Source organism: Gottfriedia sp. NPDC056225, from assembly GCF_042267765.1.
Lineage (GTDB): Bacteria > Bacillota > Bacilli > Bacillales > Bacillaceae_G > Gottfriedia.
In genome coordinates this window covers 1-17,273 of sequence record NZ_JBHJTJ010000060.1, presented here as the reverse complement: position 1 = coordinate 17,273, position 17,273 = coordinate 1, and the positions used below count along the sequence as shown (strand labels likewise).

20 protein-coding genes and 1 pseudogene are annotated in these 17,273 nt (G+C 31.3%); 17 read left to right on the top strand and 4 right to left on the bottom strand.

The features are described 5' to 3' along the window. The first annotated feature begins 172 nt into the window (after window positions 1-172). The 9 genes from ACFCYN_RS22585 to ACFCYN_RS22545 all read left to right on the top strand — a co-directional run bounded on the left by ACFCYN_RS22585 (window position 173) and on the right by ACFCYN_RS22545 (window position 7,259). On the top strand, window positions 173-1,858 hold the full coding sequence (locus ACFCYN_RS22585; RefSeq protein ID WP_375951935.1) for a DUF6044 family protein: 1,686 nt from the start codon (window positions 173-175) through the stop codon (window positions 1,856-1,858). Window positions 1,859-1,884: 26 nt separating this feature from the next. Then, entirely contained in the window at window positions 1,885-2,892 is a 1,008-nt protein-coding gene (locus ACFCYN_RS22580) for a glycosyltransferase family 2 protein (RefSeq protein WP_375951933.1), read from the top strand. Next, on the top strand, window positions 2,885-3,322 hold the full coding sequence (locus ACFCYN_RS22575) for a GtrA family protein (RefSeq protein ID WP_375951931.1): 438 nt from the start codon (window positions 2,885-2,887) through the stop codon (window positions 3,320-3,322). Before ACFCYN_RS22580 ends, ACFCYN_RS22575 begins: the two co-directional genes overlap by 8 nt. Window positions 3,323-3,577: 255 nt before the next feature. Continuing rightward, window positions 3,578-4,120 carry an RNA polymerase sigma factor gene (locus ACFCYN_RS22570; RefSeq protein ID WP_375951929.1) on the top strand — a complete coding sequence of 181 codons (543 nt, stop codon included), beginning with the start codon at window positions 3,578-3,580 and terminating at the stop codon, window positions 4,118-4,120. Beyond that, window positions 4,117-4,635, top strand: coding sequence for a hypothetical protein (locus tag ACFCYN_RS22565; RefSeq protein ID WP_375951927.1), 519 nt, complete (start codon window positions 4,117-4,119; stop codon window positions 4,633-4,635). The genes ACFCYN_RS22570 and ACFCYN_RS22565 overlap by 4 nt, the downstream gene beginning before the upstream one ends. 59 nt (window positions 4,636-4,694) lie before the next feature. Beyond that, window positions 4,695-5,162 (top strand): hypothetical protein, encoded by a 468-nt coding sequence (locus tag ACFCYN_RS22560; protein ID WP_375951925.1) that lies wholly within the window; start codon window positions 4,695-4,697, stop codon window positions 5,160-5,162. A 136-nt stretch (window positions 5,163-5,298) separates the two neighbouring features. After that, window positions 5,299-5,787 carry a GNAT family N-acetyltransferase gene (locus ACFCYN_RS22555; protein ID WP_375951923.1) on the top strand — a complete coding sequence of 163 codons (489 nt, stop codon included), beginning with the start codon at window positions 5,299-5,301 and terminating at the stop codon, window positions 5,785-5,787. 35 nt (window positions 5,788-5,822) lie between these two features. Beyond that, window positions 5,823-7,067 carry an MFS transporter gene (locus tag ACFCYN_RS22550; protein WP_375951921.1) on the top strand — a complete coding sequence of 415 codons (1,245 nt, stop codon included), beginning with the start codon at window positions 5,823-5,825 and terminating at the stop codon, window positions 7,065-7,067. A gap of 30 nt (window positions 7,068-7,097) precedes the next feature. After that, entirely contained in the window at window positions 7,098-7,259 is a 162-nt protein-coding gene (locus tag ACFCYN_RS22545; protein ID WP_216854157.1) for a hypothetical protein, read from the top strand. 89 nt (window positions 7,260-7,348) lie between these two features. Here the strand turns inward: ACFCYN_RS22545 and ACFCYN_RS22540 are convergent, their stop codons facing one another. After that, window positions 7,349-7,798, bottom strand: a complete 450-nt coding sequence (locus ACFCYN_RS22540) for a hypothetical protein (RefSeq protein WP_172444986.1) — start codon at window positions 7,796-7,798, stop codon at window positions 7,349-7,351. Window positions 7,799-7,868: 70 nt separating this feature from the next. Between ACFCYN_RS22540 and ACFCYN_RS22535 the strand changes: the two are divergent. The 3 genes and pseudogenes from ACFCYN_RS22535 to ACFCYN_RS22525 form a co-directional block, all read left to right on the top strand. Beyond that, window positions 7,869-7,964, top strand: a pseudogene (locus tag ACFCYN_RS22535) (DUF2441 domain-containing protein); the annotation flags it as partial. A 210-nt stretch (window positions 7,965-8,174) separates the two neighbouring features. After that, complete coding sequence (locus ACFCYN_RS22530) at window positions 8,175-8,918, top strand: TMEM164 family acyltransferase (RefSeq protein WP_375951919.1); 744 nt, start codon at window positions 8,175-8,177, stop codon at window positions 8,916-8,918. A 183-nt stretch (window positions 8,919-9,101) separates the two neighbouring features. Then, the gene (locus tag ACFCYN_RS22525; protein WP_375951917.1) at window positions 9,102-10,364 is read left to right on the top strand and encodes an alkaline phosphatase; all 1,263 of its coding nucleotides are present in this window, start codon (window positions 9,102-9,104) and stop codon (window positions 10,362-10,364) included. A 125-nt stretch (window positions 10,365-10,489) separates the two neighbouring features. Here ACFCYN_RS22525 and ACFCYN_RS22520 read toward each other — a convergent pair whose 3' ends face one another. The 3 genes from ACFCYN_RS22520 to ACFCYN_RS22510 are packed head-to-tail and all read right to left on the bottom strand — an operon-like array spanning window position 10,490 to window position 13,218. After that, the gene (locus tag ACFCYN_RS22520) at window positions 10,490-11,131 is read right to left on the bottom strand and encodes an FtsX-like permease family protein (protein WP_375951915.1); all 642 of its coding nucleotides are present in this window, start codon (window positions 11,129-11,131) and stop codon (window positions 10,490-10,492) included. Beyond that, window positions 11,124-12,464 (bottom strand): ABC transporter permease, encoded by a 1,341-nt coding sequence (locus ACFCYN_RS22515; protein WP_375951913.1) that lies wholly within the window; start codon window positions 12,462-12,464, stop codon window positions 11,124-11,126. The genes ACFCYN_RS22520 and ACFCYN_RS22515 overlap by 8 nt, the downstream gene beginning before the upstream one ends. Next, window positions 12,451-13,218, bottom strand: a complete 768-nt coding sequence (locus tag ACFCYN_RS22510; protein WP_172444982.1) for an ABC transporter ATP-binding protein — start codon at window positions 13,216-13,218, stop codon at window positions 12,451-12,453. The genes ACFCYN_RS22515 and ACFCYN_RS22510 overlap by 14 nt, the downstream gene beginning before the upstream one ends. Before the next feature lie 182 nt (window positions 13,219-13,400). Between ACFCYN_RS22510 and ACFCYN_RS22505 the strand changes: the two genes are divergently transcribed. The 5 genes from ACFCYN_RS22505 to ACFCYN_RS22485 all read left to right on the top strand — a co-directional run. Then, window positions 13,401-14,072, top strand: coding sequence for a response regulator transcription factor (locus ACFCYN_RS22505; RefSeq protein ID WP_375951911.1), 672 nt, complete (start codon window positions 13,401-13,403; stop codon window positions 14,070-14,072). Next, a complete protein-coding gene (locus ACFCYN_RS22500) occupies window positions 14,069-15,097 on the top strand; it encodes a sensor histidine kinase (protein ID WP_375951909.1) in 1,029 nt (342 codons plus the stop codon). Before ACFCYN_RS22505 ends, ACFCYN_RS22500 begins: the two co-directional genes overlap by 4 nt. A 204-nt stretch (window positions 15,098-15,301) precedes the next feature. Next, a complete protein-coding gene (locus tag ACFCYN_RS22495; RefSeq protein WP_172444979.1) occupies window positions 15,302-15,760 on the top strand; it encodes a GNAT family N-acetyltransferase in 459 nt (152 codons plus the stop codon). Between the two features lie 117 nt (window positions 15,761-15,877). Further along, entirely contained in the window at window positions 15,878-16,597 is a 720-nt protein-coding gene (locus tag ACFCYN_RS22490) for a metallophosphoesterase family protein (RefSeq protein WP_172444978.1), read from the top strand. Between the two features lie 206 nt (window positions 16,598-16,803). Next, the coding region (locus ACFCYN_RS22485; RefSeq protein WP_375951906.1) for a dihydrofolate reductase family protein at window positions 16,804-17,273 on the top strand (470 nt) is incomplete at its 3' end.

Genomic DNA, 17,273 nt, shown 5'->3' with positions numbered 1-17,273 from the left:
TCATATTAGAGTTTTATTATTAAATGGTCTTAAATTTTTTCGTTACATTTTTATAGGAGTATTGAATAGTAGTTGCCTTTATAAAAGTAAGATTTAAATTGACAGTTAATTTTTCGTGTGAAAGTTAAATAACTAAAAATGAAATAAGTAATTGTAAAGTGGTGTAACAAATATGAAATTTTATTCGAATTGGAGTCAAGAAAAAAAACATTTAGTATTAGCATTCATTTTAATGTTGATCTATCTTTCTCCTTTATTCATTTTAGGAGAAAACGCTCATATAAGAGTTCATGATAATCTGGATTCAAATATAGCATGGTATAAAACACTTAGAAATTCTGGTGAATTATTTGGTGGGTTAAATTCTACAATCCCACAAATCATTAATGGATTACCAAGAAATGCATATGGAACAGAATTTAGTGGGATTCAGTGGCTAAATAATATATTTCCACCAATGCTAGCTTACTCATTTGCCCAAGCAATCACTAGAGTTTTTGCATTTTTGGGTATGTATTTGTTATTAAAAAAACATTTTATAACATTAAAAGAAAACTACATGATTAGAGTATGGGTTTCGCTTGCGTTTGCACTAACTCCATTTTGGCCATCAGGAATGTTAAGTACATTAGGGATGCCATTAGCACTTTGGGCATTTTTGAATATAAGAAGCGGCAAACACAATTGGAAAGACTGGATTACTTTAATTTTATTACCATTCTATTCTAGTTTTGTATTAGGATTCTTTTTCTTTTTAACATTTATGGGCTTTTTATGGCTAAGGGACGTAATTGTCAAAAAGAAACCGAATTTAGTTTTCTTTTTAAGTATTTTATTAATGACGTTAATATATTTAGGGATCGAGTATCGTCTTGTTTATTCATTGGTTTTTCCAACTGAACCTACTAGTAGAAATGAGTTTGTAAGCTCAACTTTAGGTTTTTGGCATACGGTTCGATTAGTATTCAAGAACTATTTTTTAGGGCATACTCATGTTTTGACTCTTCACACTCTAGTCATCGTACCTTTATCGTTTATAACGTTTTGGACAATAAAAAATAAAAAGAGAAATCTAACTGAGCGAAGATTTTATTATTTATTTATCTTAAACTTTTTACTTTCTGTTTGGTATGCATTTTGGTTTTATAAAGGATGGAAGCCGTTAAAAGACCATTATCAATTATTAAACACATTTAATTTTGCTAGATTCCATTTTTTAAGGCCATTAATTATTTATATGATGTTTGCAGTTGGTGGCTATCTTTTATGGTTAAAAGGAAAAGGATGGCAGAAGTTTGTAAAATTATGTCTCGTTGTTCAAGTTCTTGTTATGTTTTGTGCAAATGATGAAATCGTATATCGAGTAGCTGGTAAGCCGTCATATAAACAATTTTATGCAGTTAACCAATTTACAGAAATTGCAAAATACATTGGTAAACCGAAAAATAGTTACCGAGTTGCAAGTATTGGGATTCATCCAGCGATTGCACAATATAACGGTTTTTACACACTTGATACTTATAATAATTTTTACTCTTTAAAGTATAAGCATCAATTTAGAAAAATTATAGCTCCAGAACTTAAGAAAAGTCCCTTACTTGAAAATTACTTCGATCATTGGGGTGGAAGATGCTATATTTTTGTAGCGGAATTAGGGAAAAATTATGAATTCAAAAAGAACTCGAACGTAAGAATTCATCATCTGCAGCTAAATATGAGTGTGTTTAAGAAAATGGGTGGGCAATATATCTTTTCTGCAGTGCCAATAGATAATGCAAAAAGTAATGACTTAGTATGGAAAAAAACCTTTGATAATAAAAATTCAGCATGGCGAATTTATTTATATGAGGTAAAATAACGGTTGAAATGGAAGGAATAATATATATGAAAAGACCTTTATTAACAATAGTTGTTCCTTGTTACAATGAGGAGGAAGTTTTTAAGGAAACTTCTAATCAACTTTCTCTCGTATTAGAAGATTTAATAGATGACCATTTGATTTCAGATGATAGTAAAATTCTATTTGTAGATGATGGAAGTAAAGATCAAACATGGAAATTAATCGAAAATGAAAGTAATGAAAATTATTTTGTTAAAGGATTAAAGCTTTCAAAAAACGTAGGGCATCAGAATGCGCTTATTGCAGGTCTTGAAATTGCTAACAAGCATTCAGATTGTGTTGTTTCTATTGATGCCGATTTACAAGATGATATTAATGTCATCCGTACATTTGTAGAAGAATATATAGATGGTTACGATATCGTTTACGGCGTAAGAGATAGTAGAGAAACAGATACTTTTTTTAAGCGTACAACTGCGCTTGGATTCTATCGATTTATGAGTAAAATAGGGATTAATTTAGTGCCCAATCATGCAGATTTTAGGTTGATGAGTAAACGAGCATTAGATGAGTTATTCAAATATAAAGAGATTAATGTTTTCCTAAGAGGACTAGTCCCACTTGTAGGTTTCCCATCTACAAAGGTCTACTATGATCGTAAGGAAAGATTAGCTGGCGAATCTAAATACCCATTAAAAAAGATGATTTCATTTGCATTTGATGGAATTACTTCTTTTAGTATAGCTCCAATAAGATTCGTTACATTGCTAGGATTTTTATCAATAATCTTTAGTTTAATTGCTGGAAGCTATACAGTTGCACAGCATATTTTAGGAAATACAATTATTGGTTGGCCATCATTAATGGTCTCAATTTGGTTCTTAGGTGGAATTCAGCTTATGGGAATCGGAATAATTGGTGAATATATCGGAAAGATTTACCATGAAGTTAAAAAACGCCCAAGATATGCTATTGAAACGGATTTATATTCCACGAACAATTCTTTCGAGTTTCTAAAAGAAGTGGTGCATAATGGATTGAAAGATGAATAGAACCTTTTTTCGTTTTATTGCAGTAGGAGTTCTAAATACGATTGTCGGATTATCTGCAATCTATTTATTACTACATTTACTTGGCTTGTCATATTGGTGGTCTACATTTTTAGGAAATACAATTGGAGCATGTGTAAGTTATTTATTAAATCGCAAATTTACATTTAAAAGTCAAAGCTCAGTCTCAAAAAGTGTTCCACTATTTATCATCGTCATTTTGGCAAGTTATTTTATTGCATATAATCTTGGGGCAAAAATAATCGATTTCTCATTAAGCAATACAGATTTTATTTCAGATAAAATGAAAACTGATTTAGCAGTTTTAATTAGCACAGGTTTATACACAATCGTAAATTACTTTGGCCAAAAATTGTTTGTTTTCCATAATAAACGGGAAAATGAAAACTTGGTTGATGAAGAAGGAATATAATTTAATTGAATAGTAGTAATTACTGAGATTAGGAAAAGGTCGTACAACTTTCTCTTCTCAGTAAAACTATTTTGTTTAACAAAATCAAAAGTCACTTTACGTGGCTTTTTTTGTTTGTCTTCATTAGAAAATACATACTATATAATCATGTTTTTTAAGTTAATTTAATAGAACATAAATTTATATAAAAAATACCGAACTATAAATTGGTTTTAAGTGTATTTAAAGTAAAAGGTAAAAAAGGGGGGAGAGCTAGTGGCTGAAAGTAATAAAAATAGTTTAGAAGAATTGTTTAATAATCACTCTTCTTTAGTGTTTCGAACTGCTTACTTTTTGACGAAATCAAAAGAAATGGCTGATGACATAACGCAGGATACCTTCATTCGCATATTTAAAAAAATGGATTTATTTGATGCTACTAAATCAATTGAACCTTGGATTTATAGAATAACAGTTAATGTTACACGTAATATGATTCGAAAACACAAGATAAAACATATTTTTAGTTTGAATTCTGTAATTTCAACTGACAAAGTTGTAGAAAATTCAATTTTAAAAAATGAAATGGAAGATGAACTTTGGAAAGAGATTAACTTGTTACCTTATAAGAGTAGGGAAGTAATTGTGCTTCATTATTATTTAGAACTTAAATTGGAGGAAGTGGCAGCCTCATTAAATATTCCAATAGGAACTTGTAAATCAAGATTAAATTATGCACTAGTAAAATTGAGAAATCGCTTATCCGACAATGAGATTCTTAAAGTTGATCACAGACTAAAAAGGAGTGAATCTAAATGAAGGAAAACGCTCCAATTTCTGAAATTAAAGAGACGCTTAAAAGCAACTTGGATGTACATAACACTACAGTCACATTTCATCAGGTGTGGAATAAGGCGCAAGATAAACGAGAAAATAAGCGAACTAGGATTACAATTGCTTTAGGTGTGTTCGCTTTATTGTTTCTAACGTTTTCGATGATTAATAAACCTTCTTTTATAAATTTATTTAATGATTCTAGTGACATTTCGACTGTATACGAAATGGATCGTACAGTTCAAAATTCTACTATTGCTTATTTACTAATGAACGGTAACGAGTATTTGTTGCAAGGGCATGTTGAAACTAATAAATTTACAATTAAAGAGCAAATAGGGGTAGTTAAAAAAGCGATTAGAGGTGGAGCGGTTTTAAAAGACAATTTTTCTTCTAATATATTAAATGTAGGCGATAAAATTTATTCTACAAATGAAAATACGAAGGTTCTAATTGTAGAGCAAAAGGATGGGACAAAATTAAAATTTTTAGAAAAATGATTGTTTCTCATAAATTGAGTGTTACTTTTAGTCCAAATAATAGATGGGAGGCATAGCAAATGTCTAAAAGGTTAATTGTATCTCTGCTTTTTATCCTTTTTACTTTTACTGCTTGTTCACAAAATGATAGTTTGAAAGGTGATAAACCTCCAAAAACACTGATTCAAATAGGGAATGAAACATATGAAACGGAGCTAGGAACGTATTGTTGGGAGACAAAAGGGCATGCAGAGTGTGTTGATACGGCTGGACCAATTGAACTATTAAAAGATGAAAAGAAAATTCCAGTAAAAGCGGGTGAAGTTGTAACGATCGTAATGAATTACAGCCCAAAACCGGGAGAAATCCACCTAAATGAGATAGTCAATAATAAAGAAAGCGAAGTAGTAATTGAAAATAATCATTTTACTGTACCGATCAAAAAAGGTATTTATTACTATTCTTACGGAGTATATTGGAGGGATAAAAAAGATAAACACGTTTCACATGGTGACGCTTTTTATGCTTTTGCTTTAGAAGTGAAATAAGTAAAAAACATACGAGTTTCATTGACAACTAGCCTAATTAAGAAGTTATTATCTGTTTGGAAAAATTGATAAACAAGGAAAACAATAAAACATATAGAAATTAGAATATGAACACGACTAACTAGAGGTGAAAATTATGAACTTACGATTAGACAAAGCAACAATCGCAGATGCACAAATCATTTTTGACATGCAAGTAAAAGCCTTTTTGCCATTGTTAGAAAAATATCAAGATTTTGGTACAAGTCCTGCAAACGAATCAATAGATCGGGTAATTAAGAGGATTAGCTATCCTGCAGGAGGATTTTATAAAATTTTGCATGAAGATGTCCTTGTTGGAGCAGTCTGTGTTTATTGGAAGGAAGAAACGCAATTTTGGATTAGCCCGATGTTCATTTTACCAGATCACCAAGGCTTAGGAATTGCACAAAAAGCAATTCAGCTAATAGAGGGTCAATTTCCACAAGCAACTACTTGGGAATTAAGAACATTACTAGAAGAAAAACGAAACTGTCATTTATATGAAAAAATGGGATACAAACAAATAGGCGAAAGAAAACAGTTAAATGAACGCGCAACACTTGTAGGCTATAAAAAAATAGTAAATAACGAGATGTATATTTGAACTTGAATTTGTATGTGAAAATTTTGGGAGGATGTATGAGATTAAATAGGGGTTCTAGTCTTTTTAAGAGTCGAAATTTTTTGATGTATTGGTTAAGTTATTTATTTTCTGCATTAGGTGACGCAATTTACTATTTTCTAGTTCCTTGGATGATAAAGGAACTAACAGGTTCTGGTATTATGATGGGGACTTTTTTGCTAGTAGTAGGAGTACCTAGGATTGTGTTTATGCTTATTGGTGGTGTGATTGTAGATCGCTTTGATGGAAGAAAAGTTATGATCCTATCAGATATAATTCGTTCAATAATAATTTTATTTATGGTTACCTTACTTATATTACATAGTATTAATATGGCTTATATTTTGATTTTAGGGTTTATTTTTGGAACTGTTGACGCATTTTATTGGCCTGCAGTTACATCGATTCGACAGCGAGTAATAGAAGACAGTAAAAATGTTCAATCAAATAGTTTATTTGCCGGAACTTGGCAAATCACAGCCTTAATAGGACCAATAATCGGTGCTTATTTATATCAATTTGATAAAGGGAAAACATGTTTTATATTTATTTGTATTACGTTCGCTGTCTCAGCATTAACTTTGATTAAGCTGAAGCTAAAGCCAATAAAGAACGTTTTCAAACCTGCTAAGCAATCTACCCTTAAAGGAGAACTTATTTTTGGATTAAGATTCATTTTACATAATCGTTTAGTTCTTACGTTAATCATTACAATGCTTTTTGCTAACGCCAGTTTTAGAATGCTATTTGTTGGATTACCTTTTTTAGCACAATCGTTCGGTGCAAATGAAAATGAGTTTGGCCTGATGCAGTCAATGCTAGGAGGAGGCGGGATCATTATGTCTCTAATTCTAGCTTTTGTAATTATAATAAAAAATCCAAGTCTTAAGCTAATTATGATAGCCGTTTCTCTTCAAGGTTTGGGGCTACTTTTATTAGGATTCGTAACAAATATGTGGGAAGCCATTATTGTTATGGGATTAATTGGTATTGCCTCTGCATTTGTAAGTACAATTGTACCTAGTGTATTTCAAAAAGTTATTCCAGTAGAAGTAATGGGAAGAGTTTCGAGTGTTAATATGATTGTTGCTCAGGGAATTGTACCAATAGCACAAGCATTAGGTGGGTGGTTTATTGAGGTTAGGAGTCCAAGTGAGCTTTTTATAACTGCAGGACTCGTAGAAACTTTAACAGGCATAATAGCATTAATGATACCAACGGCTGTAGTACTTAACAGTCGAAATAAAAAACATACTGCATAACTGAAAAATACGATAAAAATAGGAAAATCCATGGATAATATATTAAAAGAAATAGCTAATTTAATAAATAGAGAAAATAAAAGAATCATAATAGGTATTTCTGGTCATGGTGCATCTGGAAAAACAACGTTTGCACATAATCTATTAAAGCTAATCGGGCAAACAGTAGTAAATTATATAAATACTGGTTGAAAAAGATACCTTTAATTTAAACAAAAAGGACAATACAAAATAAAAATGTATTGTCCTTTCTTATCTTTTTATCCTAATCAAAGGGACCATTATTGCTCAAAGATAAAAGTTTCTTTAAAATGTCTTACTTGATTTTGTTCAATTACTTTTTCCCAAGTAATATCAATTCTAAATACTGTTGCTTTCACAGAAATAGGAAAATTTTGATGATAATATTCGCTTTTCCTAGTAGTTAAAACATTCTTATCCTCAGATGTAAAAAGTTCGAACATCGTTTTTGAACCTGGTTCATTTCGAAAGGCTTCAACTTTTACGTTTTGAATCTTTTGATCGCCGATATTGTTTATTTTTAAACTATACGTATTGTATACACCGGGTTTAGCCTTTGTAAGATTAGGGCCTGTTATCGCTTTATCAATAATTAAATTCCACTGATTTGTATTCTCTGTAATAGGTAGTTGTTTTAAAGATGAAGCTTGAGATTTAATTGGAAAACTAATCATTATAACAAGGGCAATAATAATTGGAATTTTTTTCATTTTATACCTCCTTTTTTATGTAGGATGTACTAATTATTAATATTTATTAATTGAACTAGATATAAAGATGGAGTGTTGGAAGGGAAATGTTACAACTGAACTTCCCGAGCTTCTAATTTATGGGAAAATTGAAGTGATTGAAATTATTGATGATTTTATGGCTTAATTAATGCACTTATCAAGCCGAAAACTTGGCATAAATTGGTTGTCAAAATAAATAAACTAGTTATAGGAAATACAATGTTCGATGGTTTGTCAATGTTAGGAGACGTTTGCAGGAAGGGTTAATTTAAATTGAATAGTTTACTGAGCACTCGATGCTTAAGCTTTGCTATTTAGAAAGTAGCTCGATCATAGGGGAGAAGGGGGATCAGTTATGCATTTTGAAATGTATACTTGGCCACATTACATCTTAATGATTTCTCCGTTTATTATGAGTTATATTTTGATCAAAGTGATGAGTGGAAAAAGCATTGAAGCAAAGCATTTTGTTGGTAAAATAATTGCTTTTATTTTAATCCTTTTTATGGTAATTCGAAATATTTATAATTATTTTCATGGAAACGATCTATCCGATATAATACCTCTACAGCTTTGTCATTTGACTGCTTGGTTGATTGTACCTGGGGCGATTCTTACTAGGAATAGATTTATATCTTTGATTGCTATTACGCTATCATTGCCAGCAGGATATATTTCATTAGTTTTTGCAGATTCTTTAGTTAATTACTCGAGTTTATTTGATGTGGGTGCCATTTGTTATGTAATTCTTCATGAATTTATTGTAATAGGAGTATTGTACTTACTATTTATTTATCGTCCAAAATTTAATTTCAATGTTTTTTTGAAGAGCTTTACGATATTAGTAGTTTATTTTTTAATAACGATTATAATTAATAACTTATTTATTAATCACGGTGTGCCATCTTTTTATTTTTACAGTGTATTACCAGAACCAGGTACACCATTAGAAACCTTTTATAATATGGGAACAAACGAACATGTATCAGGTTTAACGATTAATCCAATCTATAATTTATTGGTACTTGCGGTCTCAACAGCAATAATGCTAACTATGTTTGGGTTGTATTTGGTTTTACAGAAAAACGTTAAATCTTAAATTTATATTCACCAGTAAGGAACGATTTTTCGTTCCTTTTTTTGTTTAACTTGTTTAATAAAGATTAACTTTCATTACAAACTGTTCATATAAATTAAAAAACTATTAACACTAGTTAAACGATTCCTAAATATTCATCCTTTATATTGAAAGTAAGAAATATTTCAATGAGGAGTGTTATTGATGGGAAAAAAGAAAACATTTATTAGTGCCGCTTTATCATTTGCCGCTGTTTCAACACTTGGTTTAAATCATTTTGTCGATGCAAAAGCAAACTCTAATTCTGCAAGTAATCATCATGGTAAGGCAAAGAATGTGATTGTTTTTGTTGGGGATGGAATGGGCGCAGCACATCGCGAAGCAATTAGGCTTGCAACTGTAGGACAAAAAGGTCAACTAGCGATGGATGACATGCCTTATACTGGACTTGTACATACGAGTTCAACTTCAGTTATCACTGATTCTGCAGCTGCTGCAACTGCAATGGCTTCAGGAGTGAAAACTTATAATGGAGCAATTGGTGTTGATGAAAACAAAAAATCAGTAAAAACAGTATTAGAAATGGCAAAAAATGCAGGTAAATCAACTGGATTAGTAACAACAAGCCAAATTACTGATGCGACTCCAGCTGCTTTCGGTGCCCACGTTACTGATCGATCGAAACAAAGTGATATTGCTAAGCAGTATCTCGAAAATAGCAAAGTAGATGTTCTATTAGGTGGTGGGGAAGATTTTTGGTATCCTGCTGGAAATGCTGGGAAATACGAAGATCATCCAGCAAAAGACACAACTGAACAGAGTAAAGGAACACAAGGGAATCTTGTTGACGAGGCTAAAAAGCTTGGTTATAACTATGTGACAAATTCAAAAGAACTAAATAATGCAAAAAGCGGTAAGCTGTTAGGACTTTTTGCAAACGAAGAAATGTTTGAACAACGTCAAGAAGGTGAAGGGGATATTTACGAACCAGTTGTATCTCTACCAAACATGACTCAAAAAGCCATTGATACCCTTTCAAAGAATAAAAATGGTTTCTTCTTAATGGTTGAAGAAGAAGGAACTGATGAAATGTCTCATGAAAATAATGCGGAAAAAATGATTAAAGCTGGACAAGAACTAGATAAATCAGTTTCAATCGCAAAAGAGTATGCAAAAAAACACCCTGATACTCTAGTTCTAGTTGTAGCAGATCATGAGTGTGGTGGATTAACGATTGAAGATGTTGACAGCAAAGATGAGTCTGGTGATGGAATTTCAAAAGAAGACGGTCCATTTAAAGTAGCAAATAGTAGCAATCAATTTATGATTGATTGGACAACAAGTGGACATGGTGGTGTAACGGTTCCTTTAACAGCAATAGGTGCTGGAGCAGAAACTTTGTCAGGAACATACGAAAACACTCATATCTATGAGGTTCTTAAAAAAGTAATGGGTCTGAAAAAATAATTGTTGAATTGAAGTAAAACGGGGCGTCTCATATGTCAGAAATTCTGACTCATGGACAGCCCTGTTTTGCTTGTTATCGGTTGATGCGAGATAGTAGTTAAAAAAGGGGGTTGTAGAAATATTTTTTATTTATTAGCAATCTGATTTGAAGTACGGACTGTTAAAATAAAATAGCCTAGATAAATTACTAAATAAGCCATGACTGAAGTAAGAATCGGAATGATGACTGGATTTTCAGTAGAACCATACAAAGTAGCTAATGCTCTTAATATTACGATACTATGACAAATCCCAACAACTAAAGGTAATCCAAATACAAAAATTGATTGTTTAACGATGGAGTTCTTTACCTCTTTCTTACTTACGCCAATTTTACGTAAAATTTTATAGCGCACTTGATCGGCATATGCGTCAGTCAGCTGTTTAAAGTAAATGATACTCCCAGTAGCTACTAAAAATACAAGCCCGATGAATCCTAATAAAAATAAATCCATTCCTGCACTTTGTAAACCATTCTTATACTCTTTATAACTGGTAATTATTTGCGCATCTTTTGCACCAGTAAGTTTCAATAACTTTTCAGAAGTTTCTTCTGTATTTTTCTCATTTTTTACTTTATAAACTTTATAGATTAGTGGCTTTACCTGTTTAGCAAGCTGTTCAAAAGTATGATCGCTTACAATCACATAAAAATCGGGATAATTCCAACGTAAAATTCTACCTTCTTTCATATCTACAAATGTAAGATTAATCTTTCCTTTAGGCAAATTGAAAGAAATCATTTTCCCTAAATGTAAGATTAATCTTTCCTTTAGGCAAATTGAAAGAAATCATTTTCCCTTTGTAATCAGAAGGAGTATGAATTGTAGCTGCATACATTGGTTTAATAACTGCAGCATCTTCATTAGAAAGATTAATATGATCATTTCTATTTAATGCGCTAGAAACATGATTAAACGTACTTTCTGAAATAATTTTAGTTGGATCGGTTAAATAATTCCCAGGCGTTTTAAAGTTAGATTTTAACTGAATAATGGTAATGTCCAATTCGGATTGTATTGGATGTTTTTTGTCATCCTTAATTAGTTTGGCTACCTTTTGATTAAAAGTATCTCCTTGTGAAAGATACTGATAACTAAAAGGAACAGACTTTTTGACACTTTTTTCAAATAGATAGTAATTTGTATATGCTGTGCTAAGTACACTAATTGTTACCGCACTTAAGATTGCAATAATTGAAAGTGTACGTGCATTCCCTTTGATCCGATATAATAATTGAGTAATACTGATCAAATTCATCCCTTTGTAATATTGTGCTTTATTTTTTTGGCTTAGTTGCAATAAATAAAGTACGACTGAACGAAATAATAAATAAGTGCCTAAAATTAGGTTAATTGTAATAATGGTAAGAATGATTAAATATTTAGTTTCATTTGAGGTTGTTGGACCTAATAAGAGCCAATAACTGATAATAAGTAATCCAATTCCACATACTGTTGAAATGATTGAAGCTTTTGGAGCTTGTTCACCTACTTTTTCAGCTTTGAATAATTCGATTAATTGAAAGCGATAAATTAATCGAAATCCTTGAATTGAAGTAAATAAAATAATGAATAAAAAGACTACTATTGTATTCATAATCGCTTTAAACGAAAAGGTCATCCCTACGTCTACTACCATGCCCATCAGCTTCAACAATAGCATCGAAAAAAACTTTGATAAAAGTGTCCCTACTAGGATCCCAGCACAGATCGCAATAACACCCATTATTAGATTTTCGTAAAAAAGCATTTTTCCAATCGTTTTCTTTCGGACACCGATTAATGAATATAATCCGATTTCTTTTTTTCTCTTTTTAGTAAAAAAAGAATTAGAGTACAAAATGAAAACTGCTACAAATAAAATTAAAATAATCGAAGCTTGTGTAAAAACACTACTTAATACATCTGAGGATTCAACATTAGCTTGAATTTCTGAACTGTATTGCAACGAAACGAATGTGTAGTATATGACCACACTAAACAGGATTGATAAAAAATATAGTAAGTAGTTTTTAAAATTTCCAATTACGTTTTTCTTTACTAAATTAAATAATGTCATTCGTTCCACCACCTAATACTGATAGAACATCTAGTACTTTTGAAAAGAATTCTTTGCGAGTTTCATTTCCTTTCGCAAGCTCTGTAAATATCTTTCCATCTTTAATAAAGAGCACCCTTTTACAATAACTTGCTGCAAAAGCATCATGGGTAACCATAAGGATCGTAGCATGTTCTTGTTCATTTAAGTCCTTTAAAATTCCAAGTAAATCAGTAGCTGATTTTGAATCAAGAGCACCAGTTGGTTCATCGGCTAAAAGTAGACTTGGCTTAGCAATCATTGCACGAGAAGCGGCAGTACGTTGTTGTTGCCCACCGGAGATTTGGTAAGGATACTTATCTAGGATTGGCAGAATGCCAAATTGATCAGCTAGTTCGTTCACTCTTTGTTCTAGCTCATTCAGTTCTACTTTTGCTAAAGCGAGTGGAAGTATAATATTTTCTTTTACTGTTAATGTATCTAAAAGATTGTATTCTTGAAATAAAAATCCTAACTTATCTCGACGGAATGTGGATAATTCTTCCTCTTTCATTTTGATGACACGATTTTCGTCAATGGCAATTTCACCAGATGTTGGCTGATCAATTGTTGCTAATATATTTAATAAAGTGGATTTACCTGCACCTGAAGGTCCCATAATACCAACAAATTCCCCTTTGTGAACAGTTAAATCAATTCCATCCAATGCAGTGAAAATAGAACCTTTCGATCGATAAATTTTTTTTATTTGGTTTGCTTCAACAATTTTTTTCAATGTTAAAATTCCTCCATGAATCTATTTTTTTTCTATTTATGAAATCTATTCTAAAGGATATTAACAGAATAAAAACTTACAACTTTCTATTTAACCTTACAATAATGTCATGTTCGTTTTGAAGCTGAGTATTCGTGTATAATGAAGTCGATACTGGCCTAGTAATAGATAGGAGAATTCTTATGAAGATTATGATTGTTGAAGATGAACAAACAATTCGAGATTTGGTAGGAGAAACGATTGAGAAGTGGGGTTTGCAATCAATCAAAGTCGAAAATTTTAATGATGTATTACAAATCTATTTGATGGAGCAGCCTAATTTAATTCTTATGGATATTAACTTACCTGCATTTGATGGATTTTATTGGTGCACGAAAATAAGAGAAGTATCCAAAGTTCCAATTATCTTTATTTCCTCACGTAATACACCAGTAGACATGGTAATGGCGATGAACATGGGCGGAGATGACTTTATTCAGAAGCCTTTTTACACTGAAGTTTTAATGGCAAAAGTGAACGCATTACTTCGAAGAACATATTCCTATTCAGCAGTGCCCAGTCAACTGATTGAACATAATGGAGTTATTCTTAATCAAAATGAAGGTAATATAATCTATGATGATCAAAAAGTAGAGCTTACAAAAACGGAGCTAGTCATCTTTAATCTCCTAATGAGACATAATGGGGAAATTGTGAGTCGTAAAAAAATGATGCGTAGCCTTTGGGAAGATGAAAGCTTTGTTGATGATAATACGTTAACAGTAAATATCACCCGATTACGTAAAAAATTAGCCGAAATAGGCAAGGATGATTTTATAACTACGAAAAAAGGGCAGGGGTATTTGATACCATGAGTTTCTTTCAATATATAAAAGATAAGCGTTATTTCTTTATCTTATATGGTGTAATGATGATTTTTGTTTCAATTATGATGATGATTAGCACGGAATCAAATGATATGATCAATAACTTATTGTATACAAATTTAGTTTGTCTATTTTTTGTCGCAGTTTATATTTTATTAGGATATTTTCGTCAAAAGGCTTTTTATAAGAAAATTGTTGAGCTTACCGAACAAGAAAAAGAAGAATTAATACTGGCTTTACCAAAACCACAAACAATCAATCAAACTGTATATCATGAAGTGCTAAAAAAGCTACATAACGAGCATACTTTGCAAATTCAACGATTACTGATTGAAAAACTAGAGCACCAAGAATTCGTTTTATCTTGGATTCATGAAGTAAAGCTTCCTATTGCTGCTAGTAGATTAATAATGGAACATAGTACGGGAAAATCATTGGATGAACTGGTGGACAAACTTGAGGATGAATTAAACAAAATCGATTATTATGTGGAACAAGCTCTTTATTATTCACGAATTGATTCATTTTCTAAAGATTATTTCATTACGGAAATTAATTTAAATCAAATCATAAAAAGTAGCGTCAAAAAATATGCTAAATTATTTATTAATAAGGAAATTGGATTGAGTATTGCTAATGAAGCACAATTTATACAGAGTGACCCAAAGTGGCTTTCTTTTATAACTGATCAAATAGTTTCTAATTCATTAAAATATACGAATGATAAAGGAACCATTTCTTTTTATTATGAAGACGATCAAAAAGAAAAGAGGCTAATCATTGAAGATACAGGCGTTGGTATACCGCCACAGGACCTAAACCGTGTATTCGAAAAGGGCTTTACTGGGAATAATGGAAGAACTCAGATTAAGTCTACTGGAATGGGACTCTATCTTGCTAAACAATTAGCCATTAAGTTAGGGCATAATCTTTCTATTCAATCAGAAGAAGGATTATTTACGAAAGTAATTATTCATTTTCCTAAGGTCAGAAACTATTATCAACTTCAGTAAGACTTTGATCTTGCTAGAATCATTACTTTATTACCAAGCATAGTTAGTTTATGTGAGGGTTCCTAATTGATTGTCTTATATGCCAACACACAAAGACTGTTTTTACAGTCTTATTATTTTGTTAAGAGTATTTTCTATAGAAGGAATACTAAGACGTTTTCTTGAAATGTAGATTAAGATGATAAAATAAAGGGTGAGTTAGTTATGTATCAATATTTCAATGGATTCGTCATAAGGGAAGGTAATGAAGGCATTCCTGTTGACGATGTTGAAGCACTTTTTGAAGACGCTGGGTGGGTTAGAAACACTCCATTATGGCAAAAGGAAAAATTTACATTAATTTTTAAAAACTCTTCTTGGGCATTTACTGTATGGGATCAGAACAAAGTGATTGGGATGGTAAGAGTCATTTCAGATCAAGTAATGGTTGCTAATATATTGGATTTGGTAGTTTTATCGGAGTATCAAGGAAAAGGGATCGGGACAAAACTAATTGAACTTTGCGTTCAAAAGCTCCCGCACGGTGATTGGTTTGCTCATACTTCTTCTAATAATTTTGATTTCTATCGAAAATGCGGTTTTGATGTAAAAGACTTATCTCAAAATGGCACTTGTGTATATTATGGCTATAAGCAGGCACGCATTGATGGACACCGTAAGTAATTAATATTTTATCAAACTACTTTAATTTTCGTTATAATATAAATAAATACATTTATTTCCAATATTAACAGGTTTTTGTAAAAACTACATAAAAAATGGAGAGTAGGGGTGAGCTAAATGACAAAAATTGCAATTATTTCAGATATTCATGGAAATAAAACAGCATTAGAAGCAGTTTTAAAGGACATTCGATTAAGGGGAATCGAACGAATTTTTTGCTTAGGTGATATAATTGGAAAAGGTCCTCAAGGTTCAGCCTGTATTGAGCTTATTCAAAAGAATTGTGAACAAGTAGTTCGTGGAAATTGGGATGTATTTATTCAGGCACCTTCTGATAATGATTTTATACAGTGGTTCAAAGAGAGATTAACAGAAAATGATTACCAATATCTTAATTCGTTACCATTTAATATAGATCTTGAATTAAATGGACAATTAATAAGATTTTTCCATGCCTCACCAAGAAGTGAATTCGAACGAATCTTACCATTTCATCCAATTGAAAAACGATTATCTATGTTTGAAAATAGTGAAATAACAAATTCAAATGTAAATGATCAATCACCTGATATCGTCTTTTATGGAGATATACATACAACATTCCTAGAAACTTTTAAAAACGGTATTTTATGTAATGTTGGAAGTGTCGGAAATTCACTAGATTTAACAACAGCTTCATATGCAATCATAGATGGAACATACTCAACAAATTCAATCCAATTTGTAAGAGTAGAATACGATCAAGAAGCTGAAATAGAGATTGCAAAAGAGTTGGATTTACCTTATTTAGATAAATATTATGATGAAATTATGTTTGGAAAATATAGAAATTCATAATGTACATAAAAACCAGGGGGTAACTGAATTTTTCCTACTGGTTATATTTTTATTCTCACTTTTTGACACATTATAAAATCGAATATAGAAATTGTAAGCAACTAACAAAAAAGCATACTAATTAAATTTTCAATTATACTAGTTAAATGAATTAGTAATTGAATTAATTAGATTCATACGAACATTAATGATTGGAGATTTTTAATTTGGAAAATAAACGTAATATTATCTTATATGTAGGTACTTCAATTGATGGTTATATCGCAAATCCTGATGGCACTTTAGAATGGCTAGAAACAACAGAAGTAGAAGGAGATTCTGGTTACAATACTCTATTAGAAAGAATTGACACTGTAGTAATGGGAAAAGGAACATACGATGTTGTTCGTGGATTTGACATGGATTATCCATATAGCATATATAAAAATTATGTATTCTCAAAATCTACAACTGGATCAGATGAATATGCTACTTTTATTGATGAAGATATTAAAACTTTCGTAGAAAATTTAAAACAAGCACAGGGTAAAGACATTTGGTTAGTTGGTGGAGGAAACTTAGCACGAGAATTTTTTAAAGAAAATTTAATTGATGAATTTCAAATAGCTATTGCACCAATAGTTTTAGGGAAGGGTATCTCCCTTTATAGCGGGGATGATATTACGCAGAGCTACAA